Annotated in this window: 16 protein-coding genes; 9 read left to right on the top strand and 7 right to left on the bottom strand. The window is 73.4% G+C overall.

Going from position 1 to position 17,834, the window contains the following annotated elements:
• Window positions 1–20: 20 nt before the first annotated feature.
• On the bottom strand, window positions 21–224 hold the full coding sequence (locus ACIGAN_RS05235; RefSeq protein WP_365740082.1) for a hypothetical protein: 204 nt from the start codon (window positions 222–224) through the stop codon (window positions 21–23).
• A 135-nt stretch (window positions 225–359) separates the two neighbouring features.
• On the opposite strand from ACIGAN_RS05235, the gene ACIGAN_RS05230 reads away from it, so the two are divergent.
• The gene (locus ACIGAN_RS05230) at window positions 360–1,382 is read left to right on the top strand and encodes a magnesium and cobalt transport protein CorA (protein WP_399854984.1); all 1,023 of its coding nucleotides are present in this window, start codon (window positions 360–362) and stop codon (window positions 1,380–1,382) included.
• A 245-nt stretch (window positions 1,383–1,627) separates the two neighbouring features.
• Here ACIGAN_RS05230 and ACIGAN_RS05225 read toward each other — a convergent pair whose 3' ends face one another.
• Window positions 1,628–4,783 (bottom strand): BTAD domain-containing putative transcriptional regulator, encoded by a 3,156-nt coding sequence (locus ACIGAN_RS05225; protein WP_399854982.1) that lies wholly within the window; start codon window positions 4,781–4,783, stop codon window positions 1,628–1,630.
• 158 nt (window positions 4,784–4,941) lie between these two features.
• Here ACIGAN_RS05225 and ACIGAN_RS05220 point away from each other — a divergent pair, with 158 nt between their 5' ends.
• The 4 genes from ACIGAN_RS05220 (at window position 4,942) to ACIGAN_RS05205 (ending at window position 8,537) form a co-directional block, all read left to right on the top strand.
• Window positions 4,942–6,126: a tryptophan dimethylallyltransferase family protein gene (locus ACIGAN_RS05220; RefSeq protein ID WP_399854979.1), complete on the top strand. Its 1,185-nt coding sequence runs from the start codon at window positions 4,942–4,944 to the stop codon at window positions 6,124–6,126.
• The gene (locus ACIGAN_RS05215) at window positions 6,126–7,520 is read left to right on the top strand and encodes a tryptophanase (RefSeq protein ID WP_399854976.1); all 1,395 of its coding nucleotides are present in this window, start codon (window positions 6,126–6,128) and stop codon (window positions 7,518–7,520) included. The genes ACIGAN_RS05220 and ACIGAN_RS05215 overlap by 1 nt, the downstream gene beginning before the upstream one ends.
• Window positions 7,521–7,654: 134 nt before the next feature.
• On the top strand, window positions 7,655–8,074 hold the full coding sequence (locus tag ACIGAN_RS05210; protein WP_399854973.1) for an Hsp20/alpha crystallin family protein: 420 nt from the start codon (window positions 7,655–7,657) through the stop codon (window positions 8,072–8,074).
• A gap of 109 nt (window positions 8,075–8,183) precedes the next feature.
• A complete protein-coding gene (locus ACIGAN_RS05205; protein WP_365740088.1) occupies window positions 8,184–8,537 on the top strand; it encodes a hypothetical protein in 354 nt (117 codons plus the stop codon).
• A 146-nt stretch (window positions 8,538–8,683) separates the two neighbouring features.
• Here ACIGAN_RS05205 and ACIGAN_RS05200 read toward each other — a convergent pair whose 3' ends face one another.
• Window positions 8,684–9,316: a TetR/AcrR family transcriptional regulator gene (locus tag ACIGAN_RS05200; RefSeq protein ID WP_365088313.1), complete on the bottom strand. Its 633-nt coding sequence runs from the start codon at window positions 9,314–9,316 to the stop codon at window positions 8,684–8,686.
• Window positions 9,317–9,478: 162 nt separating this feature from the next.
• On the opposite strand from ACIGAN_RS05200, the gene ACIGAN_RS05195 reads away from it, so the two are divergent.
• The 3 genes from ACIGAN_RS05195 (at window position 9,479) to ACIGAN_RS05185 (ending at window position 13,235) form a co-directional block, all read left to right on the top strand.
• Complete coding sequence (locus ACIGAN_RS05195; RefSeq protein ID WP_399854968.1) at window positions 9,479–10,876, top strand: MFS transporter; 1,398 nt, start codon at window positions 9,479–9,481, stop codon at window positions 10,874–10,876.
• Complete coding sequence (locus tag ACIGAN_RS05190; protein WP_399854965.1) at window positions 10,873–12,093, top strand: FAD-dependent monooxygenase; 1,221 nt, start codon at window positions 10,873–10,875, stop codon at window positions 12,091–12,093. Before ACIGAN_RS05195 ends, ACIGAN_RS05190 begins: the two co-directional genes overlap by 4 nt.
• A gap of 353 nt (window positions 12,094–12,446) precedes the next feature.
• Window positions 12,447–13,235 carry a TSUP family transporter gene (locus ACIGAN_RS05185; protein ID WP_399854964.1) on the top strand — a complete coding sequence of 263 codons (789 nt, stop codon included), beginning with the start codon at window positions 12,447–12,449 and terminating at the stop codon, window positions 13,233–13,235.
• Window positions 13,236–13,306: 71 nt separating this feature from the next.
• Here the strand turns inward: ACIGAN_RS05185 and ACIGAN_RS05180 are convergent, their stop codons facing one another.
• The gene (locus ACIGAN_RS05180; protein WP_399854961.1) at window positions 13,307–14,194 is read right to left on the bottom strand and encodes an SDR family NAD(P)-dependent oxidoreductase; all 888 of its coding nucleotides are present in this window, start codon (window positions 14,192–14,194) and stop codon (window positions 13,307–13,309) included.
• A gap of 68 nt (window positions 14,195–14,262) precedes the next feature.
• Here ACIGAN_RS05180 and ACIGAN_RS05175 point away from each other — a divergent pair, with 68 nt between their 5' ends.
• The gene (locus ACIGAN_RS05175) at window positions 14,263–14,934 is read left to right on the top strand and encodes a TetR family transcriptional regulator (RefSeq protein WP_365088307.1); all 672 of its coding nucleotides are present in this window, start codon (window positions 14,263–14,265) and stop codon (window positions 14,932–14,934) included.
• 193 nt (window positions 14,935–15,127) lie between these two features.
• Here ACIGAN_RS05175 and gap read toward each other — a convergent pair whose 3' ends face one another.
• The 3 genes from gap to ACIGAN_RS05160 all read right to left on the bottom strand — a co-directional run bounded on the left by gap (window position 15,128) and on the right by ACIGAN_RS05160 (window position 17,821).
• A complete protein-coding gene (gap, locus tag ACIGAN_RS05170; RefSeq protein ID WP_365088306.1) occupies window positions 15,128–16,126 on the bottom strand; it encodes a type I glyceraldehyde-3-phosphate dehydrogenase in 999 nt (332 codons plus the stop codon).
• A 110-nt stretch (window positions 16,127–16,236) separates the two neighbouring features.
• Window positions 16,237–17,193 (bottom strand): GlxA family transcriptional regulator, encoded by a 957-nt coding sequence (locus ACIGAN_RS05165; RefSeq protein ID WP_365088305.1) that lies wholly within the window; start codon window positions 17,191–17,193, stop codon window positions 16,237–16,239.
• 70 nt (window positions 17,194–17,263) lie between these two features.
• On the bottom strand, window positions 17,264–17,821 hold the full coding sequence (locus ACIGAN_RS05160; protein ID WP_399854959.1) for a TetR/AcrR family transcriptional regulator: 558 nt from the start codon (window positions 17,819–17,821) through the stop codon (window positions 17,264–17,266).
• Window positions 17,822–17,834 lie beyond the last annotated feature (13 nt).

The raw sequence follows: 17,834 nt of genomic DNA, 5'->3' as shown, positions 1-17,834 counted from the left end.
ACGACGACGCTGAGGGGCCGTCAGGCGGCCGCGCCCCGCCGTGCCGAACGGCGGCCCGAGCGATGCCGGGCGGGAGACGGGCCGGCGTCGTGCACCAGACGCAGATGGCGTTTGCGCGCGTGCCGGGCCGCACGCGGGCGGGCCGACAACCGGTCCTCGATGCGGTCCATGGCGTACAGCAGCACACCCAGGGCCGGCAGCAGCAGCACGGCGACAGTGATCACAGCCCCGTTTCCTCCCGGTCGGCATCCTGGGACGGGTGCCCAGCGGAGCCCGGACGGGCAGCGCGCGGATGTGAGGGTCCGGTGACCACCGCGTGCAGACGGCGCGCGGGCGGCGCGAGTGCGGGCCCGCCGTGCATGGAACGCGTCGGCGATGGCATCCGAGAGGGCATGGAGTGCGCGATCTACCGAGAGCAGACAGGCGAATGCGAACAGCTCGACTGCCGGGAGGAGGACGACGGGTGCCGCGTCACCCTCGACCGCCTGGCCGTGCTGAAGCCGGACGAGTTCGCCTGGATCCGGCTGGACGAACCCGGCCAGGGCGAGCTGGAGCGCCTGGGGGAGTACCTGAAGCTGCACCCCCTGGCGATCGAGGACGCCGTGACGGCGCACCAGAGGCCGAAGCAGGAACGCTACGGTGACGTGCTGGCGGTGGCGCTGAAGACGCTGTGGTTCGTCGAGCGGACCGCGGACGTGGAGACCGGCGAGGTGATGATCTTCCTCGGGCCGTCCTTCGCGCTGACCGTCCGGCACGGCACACTCGACCCGACGGTGGAGGCGGCCCGGCGCCTCGCGGACGCCCCGGAGCTGGCACGGCTCGGACCGGCGAGTGTCCTGCACGCCGTCACCGACGTGATCGTCGACGCCTACGCCCAGGCCGCCTCCCAGGTCCGCGCGGACCTCACCGAACTGGAACGGTGCGTGTTCTCACCCGCCCGGGACGACCTGACGGAGCAGATCTACTCCCTCAAGCGGGAGGTGGTGGAGTTCCGCGACGCCGTCCAGCCCCTGGTTCCCGTCCTGCACGACCTCACCAGGCCCGCCGACGCCTGGCCCCCGCAGCTGGTGCCGTACTTCCGTGACGTCACCGACCACCTCACCCGCACCGACACCGAGGTCCGCGCCCTGGACGACCTGCTCGGCTCCGCCCTGGACGCCCACCTGGCGAAGGTGAGCACCTGGCAGAACGACGACATGCGCCGCATCAGCGCCTGGGCGGCCATCCTGGCCATCCCCACCATGGTCGCCGGGATCTACGGCATGAACTTCGCGGACATGCCCGAGCTGAACTGGCGCTACGGCTATCCGTGCGCGCTGGCCGTGATGGCCCTCGGAGCGGGGCTGCTGTACCGGGCCTTCCGCCGCAACGGCTGGCTGTGACCCGGCCACGGCTCACCCGATGAGGCACGGGGCTCCGGGACAGTGCGGCGCGGGTGGCCCGGTGGCCTGGTGATCCGTTGGTTTGGCGACCGCCGGTCGAGTGGTCTGGCGATCCGGCGATCCGGTGGTCCGTTGGCCCGGCGGTCGAGTGGCCCGGCGGCCTGGTGGTCCGGTGGTCCGTTGGCCCGGCGGCCTGGTGGTCCGTTAGCCCGGCGGCCCGTTGGCCGGTGGTCCGTCTGCGGCGGTCACGCGGGGGACGTGGTTCCGTTCCGCACGTGGCGCAGGGCGTCCTCGGCCGCCGCGCCGTCGGACCAGGCCGCCGTGTACGCCTCGGAGTCGAGCAGGGCGCGCACCCGTCCCACGGCGGCGACGTGCGCCTCGTGGAAAGGGCGCAGGCCGATCAGCGCCACCCCCGTGTCCTGGCGCATGCGGTGGGCGGCGCCCAGCAGCCACGCCGCCCGGGTGCCGTCACCGGTCGCGGCCACCGCCCAGGCCAGCGTCTCCAGGCCCCAGACGGGTCCCCAGCTGTCCCCGATGGCGCGCTGGCGCACCAGGGCGGCCCGCAGCGAGGGCAGAGCCCGCTCCGCTTCCCCGTGCCGCAGCTCCACGAGCCCGGTGCACCACTGGGCCCAGGTACGGGCCCACTCCGCTCCGCTCGCCTCGGCCTCCGCGACGTACACGTCCCGGGCCGCCGAGGCCGAGCCCCTCGTGCCGAAGAACGCCTCCGCCATGGCCCACAGCATCGTCGCCATGTGCGCGTCGCCGCCCTGCCCGAGCCGGCGGAACCGGTCCCGCGCCGCGGCCAGCAGCGCACGGCTCGCCGGATCACCGCGCACGAGCATGGCGTGCGCTCCCTCGATGTACGTCACCGGCGCCGCCGCCGGACCGTCCGGCACCTCCCGCGCCGCCGCACGGCATTCGGCCAGGAACCTCTCGGAGGCGGGGTTGTCGCCCTGGCAGAGCGCGATCCACGCCTTCATCGCCAGGGCGCCGACGGCCGGCGCCGGCTCCACCGGGACGCGCGGAGCGTCCGGGCCGGTGGCGAGCAGCCGTTCCAGCCAGTGCCGTCCCTCTCCCAGCGTGCTGCTGAAGAACCAGCAGCGGGTGCGCGCCAGGTTGACGGCGATCTCGACGCCCGCCGCCGCGAGGCCGGCCCGGCCGGCGCAGTAGTCGAGGGCGGTACGGAGGTTGGGCAGTTCGGTGCGCAGCCGGAGCAGCCAGTCGACCTCACGCGGCCCGCACCACTCCTGGCCGGCCCGTACCGCCGTCAGCCGGTAGAACTCGCAGTGCCGGACCCGCAGGCGCGTCGTCTCGCCGGCCTCCTGGAGGCGCTCCCCGCCGTACTGGCGGATCGTCTCCAGCATGCTGTACCGGGCGCGGTCACCGGAGTGGCTGACCGCCACGATCGACTTGTCGACCAGTCCGGCGAGCAGATCGAGCACGTCCGCACGGGCCACGCCCTCGCCGGCGCAGACGGTCTCCGCCGCCTCCAGGTCGAAGCCGCCGGAGAACACGGACAGCCGGTTCCAAAGCAGCCGTTCGCCCTCGGTGCACAGGTCGTAGCTCCAGTCGACGACGCCGCGCAGGGTGTGGCGGTACCGGGCCGAGGTGCGCGGCTGCGGCATGGACAGCAGGCGGAACCTGTCGTCGAGGCGTTCCAGGATCTCCTCGGCCGTCATGGCGCTGAGCCGTACCGCGGCGAGTTCGATCGCGAGCGGAATGCCGTCGAGCCGCAGGCACAGCTGGGCGACCGCCCGGCGGTTGCGGGCGGTGAGCCGGAACGCGGGGGCGGAAGCAGCGGCCCGGTCCACGAGCAGCCGCACGGCCTCGGAACGCAGCAGCGGATCGTCCGACCTGGAGCGCGGAAGCGCGTCGTCGGCGGGGGAGTGCGGAAGCGCGCCGCACGCCCGGGAGCGCGGAAGCGCGTCGTCGGCCTGGGAACGCAGAGGCGGGTCGTCGGTCCGGGGGTGCGGATGCGCGTCGTCGGTCCGGGGGTGCGGCAGCCGGTCGTCGGTGCCCGCCCCGGACGCGTCGGCAAGGCCGGGCGCGTCTGTGGCCCCGCCCGGGCCGGCGGGCCCGGCGCCCTCCGCCTCCCGCGCGCCCGCGCCGCCCGCGTCGGCGTCCGGGCCGGGCAGCGTGAGCGACGGCACGGTCAGCACGTGCTCGCCGGGCGCTCCCAGGCGCTGCCGGCTCGTGGCGAGGACGCGCAGTCCGGGTGCCGCGCGCGCCAGTCGCAGGACGAGCGCGGCGACGTGTTCCACCAGGTGCTCGCAGTTGTCCAGGACCAGCAGCAGCCGGCGGTCGCGCAGATGGCCGGCGATGGCGTCGGCGGCGGGCCGCGCGGACTGGTCGCGCAGCCCGAGCGCCTCCGCCACGGTGCGGTCGAGAAGGTCCGGATCGCTCAGCGGGGCGAGATCGGCGAGCCGGACGCCGTCGGCGAAGGACGGCGCGACGTCCGCCGCGACCCGCAGCGCCAGCCGGGTCTTGCCGACACCGCCCACTCCGGTGAGGGTGACGAGCCGGGCCGTTCCCAACAGCCGCCGCACCTCCGCCACCTGGGCCTCGCGGCCGACGAACGTCGTCATCTCCACCGGGAGTTCGCCGTCCCGCGATACCGGAGCCGTCCGCACGCGCCGGACTTCCTCCAGGTTCGGCGCGGCCGCCAGCAGGCGCCGGTGGAGCTGCCTCAGTTCGGCACCGGGAGCGACTCCCAGTTCGTCGGCGAGCAGCGCCGTGACCTCGCGGTAGCTCTCCAGCGCCTCGCCCTGCCGCCCGCAGTCGAAGAGGGCCCGCATCCGCTGGGCCCAGAAGTGCTCGCGCAGCGGGTACGCGTCGATGAGACCGCGCAGTTCCGGCAGCACACCCGCGGCGCGGCCGAGCGCCAGCTCCGCGTCGATGCGCAACTCCAGTGCGTCCAGACGCTGTTCGGTCAGTGTCGCCACGATGCCCTGGACCAGGTGTGCGGGCAGGTCGGACAGCGGCTCGCCCCGCCACAGCCCCAGGGCCTCGCGCAGCAGGGGCGCGGCCCGGGCCGCCGCGCCCTCCTCGAGCGCCGCACGGCCCTGCCGCACCAGGGAGTCGAAGCGGTGCAGGTCCAGGGCGTCCGGCGCGGTCTCGATCAGATAGCCGTGGGGGCGGGTGAGCACCGGTGCGCCACCGGCCTCGCATCCCAGGGCCCGGCGCAGGCGCAGGACGTAGTTCTGCAGCGTGTTGCGGGCACGGCCGGGCGGGTTCTCGCCCCACAGCCGGTGCACCAGCGTCTCCACGCCGACCACGTGGTTGGCGTCGGCGAGCAGGGCGGCCAGCAGCAGCCGGACCTTCGCCGCGTCGATGCGTACGGGCCGCTCGTCGCACAGGACTTCGAGGGGCCCCAGGACCCTGAACTCGTACCGCCTGCTCACCGTTCCCCCGGTCACTCGCCCCCCGGGCGGTCACCGACGACAAGTGACCGTCCGGACACGCATTGTAGCCACCGCGTGACCGGCGGGTGACCGCGGCGAGGCCGGGCCCGGTGACGGTGGTCCCGGCGTTCACGGCACACCGTCCTGGAGTCCGCACCATGGCCCTGAGCAAATCCCGGCACCCGTATGCCGCCTTCGGCGCACCCCCGCCGGCGGAGGCGGGCCCGCGGACGACCTTGGGCGAGCACCTGAGCGGCCAGGTGCGTCGGCTGTGCGAGGCGGCCGGGTTCCCGGCCCCGGCCGACGGATCCGGCCCGCCCCTGCTCGACCTGCTCGACCTGCTCGGCCCCGCGGCCGTCCGGCCTCTCGGGGCGGGACCGCCCTCGCCCTCGTTCGTCTGCGACGACCACTCGCCCGCCGAACTCTCGCTCGCCTTCGGCCCCGGGACCCGGACGGCCGTGCGCCTCCTGGTGGAGCCCGGCTGCTCGGCGGGCACGCTGGAGGAGAACGGCCGCACCGGGCGGCGGGCCCTCGGCGAACTCGCCGCCCGCCGGGGCTTCTCCACCGAACCGCTGCGCCGGGTGGAGGATCTGTTCTTCCCGCCGCTCATGCGGGGTTCGTTCGCGCTGTGGTGCGCCATGGAGCAACGGCAGGAGCCCGCCGCGTCGGTGGGCGTCAAGGTCTACGTCGATCCGCAGGCCCACGGGCGGGAGCGGTCGGCCGAGGTCGCCGAGGAGGCGCTGGCCCGGTTCGGATTCGGCCGGGCATGGCCCGCGCTGCGTGCACACGCCACCCCGCGCGGCCCGGACCGGGACGAGATCCTCTTCTTCGCTCTCGACCTGGGGGACTGGCACACGCCACGGGTCAAGGTGTACGTCGCTCACCACGACGCCGCGGCCGCGCAGGCCGAGGACATGGCGCGCCTGCTGCCCGGGCAAGCGGCCGAGCGGGCGGGCGAGTTCACCCGCGCGGTCGGCGGCGCCGCCGTGCGCTTCGCCCGCCGGCCCCTGGTGACCTGCCTGGCGTTCACCGAGCGCGACACGAGCGGCCCCAGCGGCTGCACCGTCCACGTACCGGTCCGCGACCACGTCCCGGACGACGCCGCCGCCCGGGACCGCGCCACGGCGGCCCTGCGCTGCCTCGGCCTGGACGCCGGTGTCGTCGACCGCGCCCTGACCGCGATGACGCCCCGTCACCCGTCCCACGGGGTGGGGCTGATCACCTATGTGTCGCTGGTGCAGAGCAGCTGGCAGCCGCCGCGCGTGAACGTCTACTTCTCGCCGGAGGCCTACGCCGTCCGCCCTCCCCGCACCGCCGACCCCGACCCGCGAGGAGTGAGGTAGTGGAGCCGTACAGGATCAAGGTCGTCGAACCGATCCCGGTGACGACGCGAGCCCAGCGCGAACAGGCGCTGCGGCGGGTGCACTACAACCTCTTCGGGCTGCGCGCCGACGAGGTCACGATCGACCTGCTCACCGATTCCGGTACGGGCGCCCTGTCGGCGGCCCAGTGGGCCGCGGGCATGGCCGGTGACGAGTCCTACGCCGGATCGCGGTCGTTCTTCCACTTCCGGGACGTGGTGCGGGACCTCACCTCTTACCCCTGCGTCCTGCCCGTCCACCAGGGGCGGGCGGCCGAACGCATCCTGTTCTCCGCGCTGCTCACCCCCGGGCGGATCACACTGAGCAACACCCACTTCGACACCACCCGGGCCAATGTCGAACTCGCGGGCTGCCGGGCCGTGGACCTGCCCTGTCCGCAGGCCGAGGACCTGGACAGCGCACAGCCGTTCAAGGGCGACATCGATCTGCACCGGCTGGAAGAGGCCCTGCGCGGCCCCGACGCCGGCCGCGTCGCCCTGGTCATCATGACGCTCACCAACAACGGCCAGGCCGGCCAGCCGGTCTCCATGGACAATCTCACCCGAGCCGCCGCGCTGTGCCGGGAGCACTCGGTCCCGCTCTTCCTCGACGCCGCCCGCTTCGCCGAGAACGCCTGGCTGGTCACCCGGCACGAGGAGGCCTACCACCACCTGAGTCCACGTCAGGTCGCCCAGGAGGCCTTCCGGCTGGCCGACGGCTGCCTGATGAGCGCGAAGAAGGACGGCATCGTCCACATCGGCGGTTTCCTCGCCCTGCGCGACCGTGCCCTCGCCGAGCGATGCGAGGTGCTGCTCATCGCCACGGAGGGCTTCCCCACCTACGGCGGTCTGGCCGGCCGGGACCTGGACATGATCGCCCAGGGGCTGACCGAGGTCACCGACCCGCGCCATCTCCGGGCCCGCGCCGACGCCACCCGGCACCTCGCCGGCCTGGCCCGCGACGCGGGCGTCGCCATCGTCGAACCGCCGGGTCTGCACGCCCTCTACCTCAACGCGGGCCGCCTCCTGCCCCACATCCCCGCCCACCGCTTCCCCGGCCACGCCCTCGCCTGCCAGCTCTACCTCGAAGGCGGCATCCGCTCGGTGGAGCTGGGCTCCCTCTACCTCGGCCGCGAGGACGAGCACGGCACCCCGGTCGCCTCGGCCCCCTACGAGCTGGTCCGGCTCGCGCTTCCCCGCCGGACCTACGGCCTCGGTCACCTGAACCACGTCGGCGACGTCCTGGCGGCCACGGCCAAGGCCAAGGAGCGCATCCCGGGCTACCGCCTGATCGAACAGCCCCCGCTCCTGCGCCACTTCCGCTGCAAGCTGGAACCCATCCCTCACCCGCCGGTTCGGCACACCGCACCAAGTTGAGCCTGGACGTGTCAACTTGATCCAGTCCACACTTGTCAATCCTGCCGCCGTTGAGCTATACGGAAAGGGCGGATCTTGTGGATCACGGCTGCGGCCGTGCGGGCCGCCGTCCAGGAGTGAAGGGAGAAGTGGGAATGCTTGTGCGCACCGGCGTTCCGGGGGATCTGGACCGGATGGCGCGTCAACTCGCGCGGAGCGCCACGGCCGGCACCGTCATCCCGGCGGACGTCTGGCGCGACGACGACGCGTTCTTCGTCCAGTTCGACCTGCCGGGCATGGACCGTTCCAGCATCGAGGTGACCGTGGAGCGCGGCACGCTCCTGCTCAGCGCCGAGCGTCCCTCCCCGGTCCCGGCCGGGGCCAGGCCCGTCCTCACCGAGCGGCCCACGGGCCGGTTCAGCCGCCGCCTGACCCTGTCCGACGCCCTGGACGCCGACGCCGCGCAGGCGGTCTACGACAACGGCGTGCTCACCCTGCGCATCCCGCTGGCCGCACACGCCAAGCCCCGCAAGATCGCCATCTCGCAAGGCGAGCCCAAGCAGGTCACCTCGTGAAGGGTGCGGCGGGCCCGGCGAGGAGAACTGGCCGTCGACGCGCACCCGCCGCTACCGTCGGGCATCCGGGCGGCCGCATCCGGCGGTGCCGCGACCAGGAGAGATTCCCGTGAGTCACCAGCGAGCCACCACGACCCTGTGGCGTCCCACCGGCCCCAGGGAGCTGGAGTTGGTGCGTGAGCTGGACTGGCGCGCCTGGCCGCCCCGGCTCCCCGAGCAGCCGATCTTCTACCCGGTCCTCGACGAGGACTACGCCGTCAGGATCGCGCGGGACTGGAACGTCAAGCACGACGGAGCCGGCTTCGTCACCCGTTTCGAGGTCGAGTCCGCCTTCCTGAGCAGGTATCCGGTGCGGCAGGCGGGCGGGCGGACGATCCTCGAGCTGTGGGTGCCGGCCGAGGAACTCGACGAGTTCAACGCCCACATCGTCGGCGAGATCGAGCTCGTCCACGAGTTCCACTGAGTCCGCCGGCCCCGTGACACCGGGAGCCGGGGCGTTCCTCGGCGGACGGCCCGGTCCTCCACCGTGAAGCGGTGGTGCTCCGCGCCGGAGCACCACCGTCGTCGTTCTCCGCGGGCCGCCCCCCCCGGGGGGAGGGCTGCTCCCGGTCACCTGCTCCGGTAGGCCCGCAGGAAGGTCCGCACTCCCTCGACGACGAGGGGCCGGACGCGGGGATCCTCCGCGGCGTTCGCCGAACCCAGCCTGTCCAGCGCGACGCCGAAGGTCAGCGCGATGAACTGGTCGGCCGCCAGCCGGGGATCGGGCACCTCGAGCAGTCCGGCGGCGGCGAAGGCGGCGAAGCGCTCGGCGATCGCCTCGTCGGGCGTGTCGGCCATGGAGTTGTAACCGCGGTGCGGCAGGTGACCGGACTCCGCCCGGACCAGGCGTTGCAGCGTGGCGTACTCCGCCGAGCCGAGCATGTCGGTGGCGATGCGCATCGAGAACGCGACCAGCGCGTCCTCCAGTTCGGCGGCGTCGGTGCCCTCGGTGAGGGTGTCGTCGAGCGTCTCCCGGATCGTCGTGACCAGCGACTGGCCGATGGCGTCGACGACGGCCTGCAGCAGTGTCCGCTTGTCGCCGAAGTAGTCGTAGACCGTCCGCTTGGACACCTCGGCGCGGGCGGCGATGGCGTCGACGCTGGACCGGTCGAAGCCGTCGGTGAGGAACAGTTCCCGGGCCGCCCGGAGGATCGCGGCCCGCTTCCTCGTGGAGCCCTCGCGCAGTGTCTTCGTGGTCGGCATGGGTCCATCCTAACGGTTCTACACTGCACGGTGTAGTGTAGTTTCGGAGCCGGCCGCACTCCTGACCCTGCTCGGGCCGGCCGACGTGCCCCGCGCCGCCCGGCACGACGGCGGCCCCACGCCCACGGCCCCGCTGTCGCGGGCCGTCGCGAAAGGACGTCCATGACCGCAACTCTGGCTCCCCCCAAGCGCGTCGGAAAGGCCGCCGTCGCCGCCCTCGGCGCGCTGGCCGTCGCCACCGGCGCCCTGGAGTCGGTGGTGACACCGACCCTCCCGCTCCTCCAGCGCGAACTGGACATGAGCCCCGCCGAAGGAGCGTTGCTCAGCATCGTGCTGCTCATCACCGGCGCACTCGTCACACCGATCGCGGGCAGATTAGGCGACCGCTACGGCGGAAAACGCGTCCTGATCCGGCTGATGGCGGTGGTGTCGGCCGGTGGCCTGGTCTCCGCGCTGGCCCCGAACCTGCCCGTGCTGCTGCTCGGCCAGGTGCTGCAGGGGGCGATGGTGGGCGCCCTGCCCCTGTCGTTCATCCTGGCGCGCGCCCATCTCCCCACCGACGAGTCGAAGATGGCCATCGGGGTGGTCAGCGGACTGTTCGTCGCGGGCGGCATGGCCGGCACGCTGTCGGCCGGGCCCGTCGCGGAAAACCTGTCCCGGCACTGGATGTTCGCGCTGCCGACGATCGCGGTCGTCGGCGGCACCCTGGTGGTGAACCGGCTGTTCCCGCACGACCCGCCGGGCCGGCCGGACGGCGCCGGAGTCGACTGGCCCGGACTGCTCCTGCTGAGCGGGACGCTCGTCACCCTCATGCTCGTGCTGGCTCTGGCGCCCGACATCGCCGCACAGCCGCTCGTGCTCGGCGCCCTCGTCGTGCTGCTCGCCGCCTTCGTCACCGCATGGGTGGCCGTCGAACGCCGTGCGTCCTCGCCGATGGTCGACCTGCGCATGCTGGCCCGGCCCACGATGTGGAAGGCGTGCGTGCTGACGTTCGTCATGTGCGTCGGCACCTCACTGGCCGTCTACCTCGTCCCGCAACTGTTCGCGGTGTCCGCCGGCGCCTACGGCTTCGGGGCCAGCGCCACCGAGATCGGCCTGTACCTGCTGCCCGGCGCGGCCGCGGCAGCGGCCGCCGGACCGATCAGCGGCATCGGCGTACGGCGTTTCGGCTCGCGCGCCGTGGTCACCACCGGGATCGCCCTGATGGCCGTCGCCCTGATCGGCCTGGCCGCCGCGCACAGCGAGGTCTGGCACCTCGTCCTCGGCAAGGTGCTGATCTCGCTCGCCGGCGGCCTGTGCGTCACCGCGCTGGTGACCAGCACCGCCATGTCCGCCGACCGGGGCGACACCGGCATCGCCACCAGCCTGGTCCTGGTCACACGCGTGATCGGCTACGCCGTGGGGGCGCAGGTCGGCGGGGCGCTGCTGACCGCCGCGACCCCCGCCGGATCAGAGATCCCGGCCGAATCGGCGTTCGTCACCGGCTTCGTCATCGCCGGCGCCGTCACGACGCTGTCCCTGCTCGTCACCCGCACCATGAGCAAAGGAGTCGACGCATGACCCGCACCCCTCCGCCGCGGTCCGCCCGCACCGCGCCCCGGCGCACGGTCCTGATATCCGGGGCCAGCATCGCGGGGCCCGCCCTCGCCTACTGGCTGAACCGCCGCGGCTGCGCGGTCACGGTCGTCGAGAAGGCCCCTTCACTGCGCCACGGCGGCTACCCCGTCGACGTGCGCGGCACCGCGCTGGAAGTCGTCCGGCGGATGGGGATCCTGCCGAGGCTTCAGGACGCGCACGTCGACCTGCGCCGGCTCACCTTCCTCGACGAGGACGGGGGAGAGGTGGCCTCGCTCAGCCCGCACTCCCTCACCGGCGGGACCGCGGGCCGGGACTTGGAGGTGCGGCGCGGGGACCTGACCGACGCCCTGTACGCGGCGGTCCGCGACGACGTGGAGTTCCTGTTCGGCGACTCCATCGACACCCTCGACCAGACCGGCCACGGGGTCGACGTCACCTTCAGCGGCGGCGGCAGGCGTACGTTCGACCTGGTGTTCGGCGCGGACGGTGCCCACTCGCGCACCCGCGCGCTGCTGTTCGGCCCCGAGGAGCGGTTCCACCGCCATCTCGGCTACTGCTTCGCCGTGTTCACCCTGCGCAACACCTTCGGGCTCTCCCACGAGACGGTGATGTGGAACAGCCCGGGCAGGGCCGCCGCGCTCTACGCCGTGGGGGACGACGACGAAGTGCACGCCTTTTTGAACTTCGCCCACCCCGAACCACCGTCCGCGGCGCTCCGGGACCGGGAAGCCCAACGGGCCCTTCTGGACGAGGTGTTCGCCGGCGCCGGATGGGAAGTTCCGGGCATCCTCGCCGCCGCGCGCGACGCGGACGACCTGTTCTTCGACGCAGTCGGGCAGATCCGCATGCCGCGCTGGTCGAGCGGCAGGGCCGCGTTGCTGGGCGACGCCGCGTACGCGCCCTCGTTCCTCACCGGACAAGGCACCAGCCTGGCCCTGGTCGGCGCGTACATGCTCGCCGCCTCCCTGGCGGACCGGGACCACACGGCGGGCTTCGCCGCCTACGAACGCGACACCCGGGGATTCGTGACCCTGAACCAGGACCAGGTCGGCGAGGGCGAGGCCAAGCTGTTCCCCACCACCCCACAGGCCCTGGAACGGCGCAACGACATGTTGCGGCAGCTCGGCACGCTGCCCCCGGCGACCGAGCACCCGGCCCACTCGGCACTCACCCTGCCCGCGCCGGTCCCCGGGACCTAGGCCGTGTCCGTAAAGTCCCGCCTGCCCCGCGACGCCTGGCACGCACTCTCGCCGCACCGAGCGAAGCCCCAAGTACATCCAGCACGCGGGACTCCGCCCGGCGCGCCGAGAGCACGCACCAGACGCCGCAGGGCCCGCCCTCCGGGCGGACGACGGGACTTTACGGACACGACCGAGGGTGTGACGGCGGGGCGCGCCGGTCCCGGAGCGCTACTGTTCCGGATGTTCCAGGGCGCCGGCCGGGGGATCCCTCCGTGGCGGCACCTGGCATCGGACATTCGGACATCGGACATCGGGCACCGGCGCCGGACACCGGCATCGATGCCGGGCATCGGACGGAGCGGGGAACGAGGATGGGACCGGACTGGCCCGGGTCACTGCTCGCCTTCGCCGCCGGTGCCCTGATCGCCCTGGTCACCGCGCCGGTCGGGGTCTCCGGCGCCGTGTTCCTGCTGCCGGTCCAGCTCAGCGTCCTGGGCGTCCCGAGCCCCGCCGTCACCCCCACCAACCTGCTCTACAACGTGGTCTCCGGCCCGGGCGCGCTGCTGCGCTACCGCCACGACGGCAGCCTCTACGGCCCGTTGACCCGCAGGCTCGTCGCGGGCACGCTGCCCGGCGTCGTGCTCGGGGCCGTCATCCGGGTCTTCGCCCTCCCCGGACCGGCCGTGTTCCGGCTCCTGGTCGCCGTCCTGCTGCTTCCCCTCGGCCTCTGGCTGATCGCCCGCACGCTCCGCGCACCGGCCGGCCGGACGCCGCGCGCGCCCGCACCGCGCACCCTCACCACCCTGGCGCTGGCCGTCGGCACGATCGGCGGCATCTACGGCATCGGCGGCGGCTCCCTCCTCGGGCCCCTCCTGGTCGGCCGGGGCATGCCCGTCGCCCAGGTCGCCCCGGCCGCGCTCGCCTCCACCTTCCTGACCTCCCTGGTCGGCGCCGGCACCTACGGACTGCTCGCCCTCGCCGGCGGCGACGACGTCGCCCCGCACTGGTTCCTCGGACTGGCCTGCGGACTGGGCGGGCTGACCGGCGGCTATCTGGGCGCCCGCCTCCAGCCCCGGCTGCCCGAAGGCGCCCTCCGCCTGCTGCTGGGCGGTCTCGCCGCCGCGATCGGCGCCCTCTACGCGGTCCAGGCGCTCACCTAGGGCCCTTCCTTCGCCGAGGCCACGGTCGACGGCCCCCGCGGGTCATGCCGGGCACGAGCGCGGGACCCGCGCTATCCCCGCGGCGGCAGTTCCACGGGGTACGGTTCCGCGAAGTCGGCCGAGCGGCTGACCTTTTCCCAGGCACTCGCCTCGGCCAGTTGGCGACGGGAATAGTCGAGCGCCATGGTCACCGCGTTCACGCCGAGCAGCAGATGGCTCGGGACCTCGCCCCGCCGCACCGTGCGCACGATGATGTCAGCGGCCCGCTCCGGGTCACCGGCAGCGCCGACCGCGCTCTGGCGCACCAGCCGGTTCATCGCGCCCACCGTCTCGTCGTAGGCCTCCGGGACGGGGTGGACGGTCATGGACGAGCCCGCCCAGTCGGTGGCGAAGCCGCTCGGCTCGACCACCATGAACCGCACCCCGAACGGCGCGGTCTCCGCCGCCAGTGACCGGGTGAATCCATCGACCGCGAACTTGGCCGCCTGGTACGAGGCGATGCCCGGGGACCCGCCGACGCGTCCGCCGACCGAGCTGAACTGGACCACGGTGCCCGAGCCCTGCCGGCGCAGAGTGGGCAGCGCCGCCTTGGTCACGTTGTAGACGCCCCAGAAGTTCGTCTCGAACTGGGCGCGGAAGTCGTCGTCGCCGGCCGTCTCCACCGGTGACACATTGGCGTACCCCGCGTTGTTCACCAGCACGTCGACGCGGCCGAAGCGGTCGAGTGTGGCCTCGATCGCCCTGCGGGCCGCATCGGCGTCGGTGACGTCGAGCGGCAGGACGAGGGCCCGGTCGCCGTAGCCCTCCAGTTCCGTGGCGAGCGCGTCGGGGCGGCGGGCGGTGGCGACGACGGAGTCGCCGGCGTCGAGGACCGCGGTGACCAGGGCGCGTCCCAGTCCGCGGGACGAGCCGGTGATGAACCAGACCTGTGCGCCGCGTTCGGCTTCGGTATCAGTCATAGGTTTAGTGCAACACCGTTCTCCAAATAATGCAACAGCGTTTTGGTAAGCGTTCCTATGATGGCTCCATGACTCAGCCAGCCTCCTTCCGACGGGCCCGCAGCGCGGAGGCCAAGCAGGCGCGTGAAGCGGCGATCCTGGAAGCGGCCCGGCGGCTCGGCCAGGCGCGCGGCATCCGTGAGGTGACGCTCACCGACCTCGCCGCCGAAGTCGGCATGCACAAGTCGGCGCTGCTGCGCTACTTCGAGACGCGGGAGCAGATCTTCCTCGAACTCACCGCGGAGGGCTGGCGGGAGTGGTCCGCGGTACTGCGTGCCGACCTGGGGCCGAGGCGGGAGGCCACCGCCGCGGAGGTCGCCGCGGTGTTCGCCGGGACGCTGGCCGCACGTCCCATGTTCTGCGACCTGCTGGCCCAGGCCCCGCTCAACCTGGAGCGCAATGTGTCGCTGGAGAGGGTCCGCGCGTTCAAGCTCGTCACGCTGCACGAGGTCGCCGCGATCAGCGCCGAACTGGACCGTCTTCTGGGACTCGGCGAGCAGCAGGCCATCGACATGATCGCCACCGCCACGGGCATGGCCGGCGCCCTGTGGCAGATGGCCAGCCCGGGCCCTCGCCTGCGGGAGCTCTACACCAGCGACCCCCGGCTCGCGCACGCGGTCGTCGAGGTGGAGCCCCGGCTGCGCCGCATCCTCACCGCTTTCCTGAGGGGCACAGAGGCCGGCGCACCGGCCTCCGGCTGATCCGGAGCCGCTGCCCACCGGCCCGTGCGGGCGGGAGCGGTTCCGTGCGCGCGCCACATCACGGTGAGCGGCACACGAAAGTCCGCGGCCCTCCGTCCGGTGCGGCACGGCCGAGCGCCCCGGCCGGACCGGCTGGTCGACCAGGGCGCTCGGGGGAAGTTCCGGCCGGGGCAGGGCGCCGGCCGGGTGCGCGTCAGCGGGTGGCGAGGAACTCGAGCGTGTCGATCACGCGGTGGGAGAAGCCCCACTCGTTGTCGTACCACGCGACGACCTTGACGTGGCGGCCGTCGACGCGGGTGAGCGCCGAGTCGAAGATCGACGAAGCGGGGTTGCCCACGATGTCGGACGACACCAGCGCATCCTCCGAGTACTCGAGGACACCGGCGAGCGGACCCTCGGCCGCGGCACGGTACGCCGTCAGCACGTCCTCCCGCGTCACGTCCCGCGCGACCGTCGTGTTCAGTTCGACGATCGAGCCCACCGGCACCGGAACGCGGATCGAGTCGCCCGACAGCTTGCCGTCCAGGTTCGGCAGCACCAGCCCGATCGCCTTGGCGGCGCCGGTCGTGGTCGGCACGATGTTGACCCCGGCGGCCCGGGCGCGACGGGCGTCGCGGTGCGGACCGTCCTGCAGGTTCTGCTCCTGCGTGTAGGCGTGCACCGTCGTCATGAACCCGTGCTCGATACCGGCGAGTTCGTCCAGCACCTTGGCCAGCGGCGCGAGCGCGTTGGTGGTGCAGGAGGCGTTCGAGACGATCGTGTGCAGCTCCGGGTCGTAGGCGTCGGTGTTCACGCCGAACGCGAGCGTGACGTCCGCGCCGTCCGACGGTGCGCTGACGAGCACCTTCTTCGCGCCGGCGTCCAGGTGGGCCCGGGCGGCCTTCGCCGAGGTGAAGCGGCCGGTGGCCTCCAGGACGATGTCCACGCCGAGTCCGGCCCACGGCAGCTGCGCCGGCTCGCGCTCGGCCAGCACCTTGATCCGGCGGCCGTCGACGACGAGGGTGTCCCCGTCGACACTCACCGGGCGTCCCAGCCGGCCGGCCGTGCTGTCGAAGGCGAGCAGCCGGGCGAGCGCGGCGGGCTCCGTCAGGTCGTTGACGGCCACGATCTCCAGGGAGCTGTCACGCTCCAGCAGGGCGCGCAGCACATTGCGTCCGATGCGGCCGAATCCGTTGATGGCGATGCGAGTCATGAATGAGGTCCCTTCCCTTCGCACCACCCATGCTCGTCCGCGGCCCGCACCCCGGACAGTGGCGGTATCGCCACGGTTCGCAAGGATCCCGCCACGCCGGGTGGACGGCGTCACACGCCGCGGGTGAAGGTGCGCCGGTACTCGCTCGGTGTGGTGCCGAGGATGCGCTGGAAGTGCAGGCGCAGGTTGGCGCCGGTGCCGAGGCCCACGTCGTCGGCGATCTGCTCGACGCTGCGCTCGGAGCGTTCCAGCAGTTCGCGGGCCAGGTCGATGCGGGCGCGCATCACCCACTGCATCGGCGTGTAGCCGGTCTCCTCGACGAAGCGCCGGGAGAACGTCCGCGCCGACACCCCCGCCTGCTGCGCGAGCACGTCGAGGGTGAGGGGCTCGCCGAGCCGGTGCAGCGCCCACTCGCGGGTGGCGGCGAACCGCTCGCCGAGCGGCTCGGGGACGCTGCGCGGCACGTACTGGGCCTGGCCGCCGCTGCGGTAGGGGGCCGCGACCAGGCGCCGGGCGGCGTGGTTGGAGGCGGCCACTCCGAGATCGCCGCGCAGGATGTGCAGGCACAGGTCGATGCCGGAGGCGGCACCGGCCGAGGTGAGCACGCTGCCCTCGTCGACGAACAGCACGTTCTCGTCGACCCGCACGAGCGGGTGCCGGGCCGCGAGGGCCCGGGTGTAGTGCCAGTGCGTCGTGGCACGCCGGCCGTCGAGCAGGCCCGTGGCGGCGAGCGCGAAGGCGCCCGTGGAGATGGCGGCGAGCCGCGCGCCCCGGCCGTGTGCGGCGATCAGCGCGTCGACGACGGCCCGCGGCGGGTCGTCGCGGTCCGGATGCCGGTAGCCCGGGACGAAGACGAGGTCGGCCCACGCGAGCGCGTCCAGCCCGTGGGCGACGTGATAGGCCAGCCCGTCACCGCCGGTCACCAGACCCGGGGCCGCCCCGCACACCCGCACCTCGTACGGCATGCTCGCGCGGGTCGTGAACACCTGCGCGGGAATCCCGACGTCGAGCGGCTTCGCGCCTTCGAGCACGAGGACGGCGACGCGATGCAGGCGGGAGGCTGACACAGGAAGAGATTACGTGCCGGGCGACGCCGGTACGCCCGCCGCACGCACCGGACGGGGGCGGCGCGCGGAGCTACCGCAGGGCCGCCGCCACCAGCCCGTGGATCTCCCGCTCCGCCACGGCCCCGCCCCCCACCAGGCGGTCGAAGACCAGTCCGTCCACACAGGCCAGCAGGGTGACCGTACGGCCGTCCGGGTCCGCGACGCCCTGCGCGGCCAGGAAGGCGCGGACGAGGTCCCGCCCCGCGTTCCGGCGCGGCAGGAGGATCTCCCGCAGCTCCGGGTGGTGCACGCTCTCGATGGCGCAGGCGTAGCGGGCGAGGGAGCGGCGCCGTCCCTCCCCGGTGAGCCGTCGCTCGGCGAGCACGGCGATGCCCGCCGCGAGTTCCCCGGCGTTCCGCGGCACCGGCATCCGTTCCCCGGCCTCCTGGAGCTCTGCCTGGTCGAGGGTGACCAGACGGCGGACCAGGGCACCGAGCAGCGCCTGACGGGTGCGGAAGTAAGCGGAGGTGGTACCGGACGGCAGCTGCGCGGCCCGGTCCACGGCGCGATGGGTCAGGCCCCGCAGCCCCGCCTCGGCGAGCACGTCGATGGCCGCGTCGGCCAGGACGGTACGTCGGTCTGTGGACATCCCCCCTTTCTAC

Source organism: Streptomyces sp. NPDC085931 (assembly GCF_044540565.1).
In the GTDB taxonomy this organism is placed as follows: Bacteria; Actinomycetota; Actinomycetes; order Streptomycetales; family Streptomycetaceae; genus Streptomyces.
Note: the sequence above shows the minus strand (reverse complement) of the source record. Positions and strands in the feature narration are given on the sequence as shown.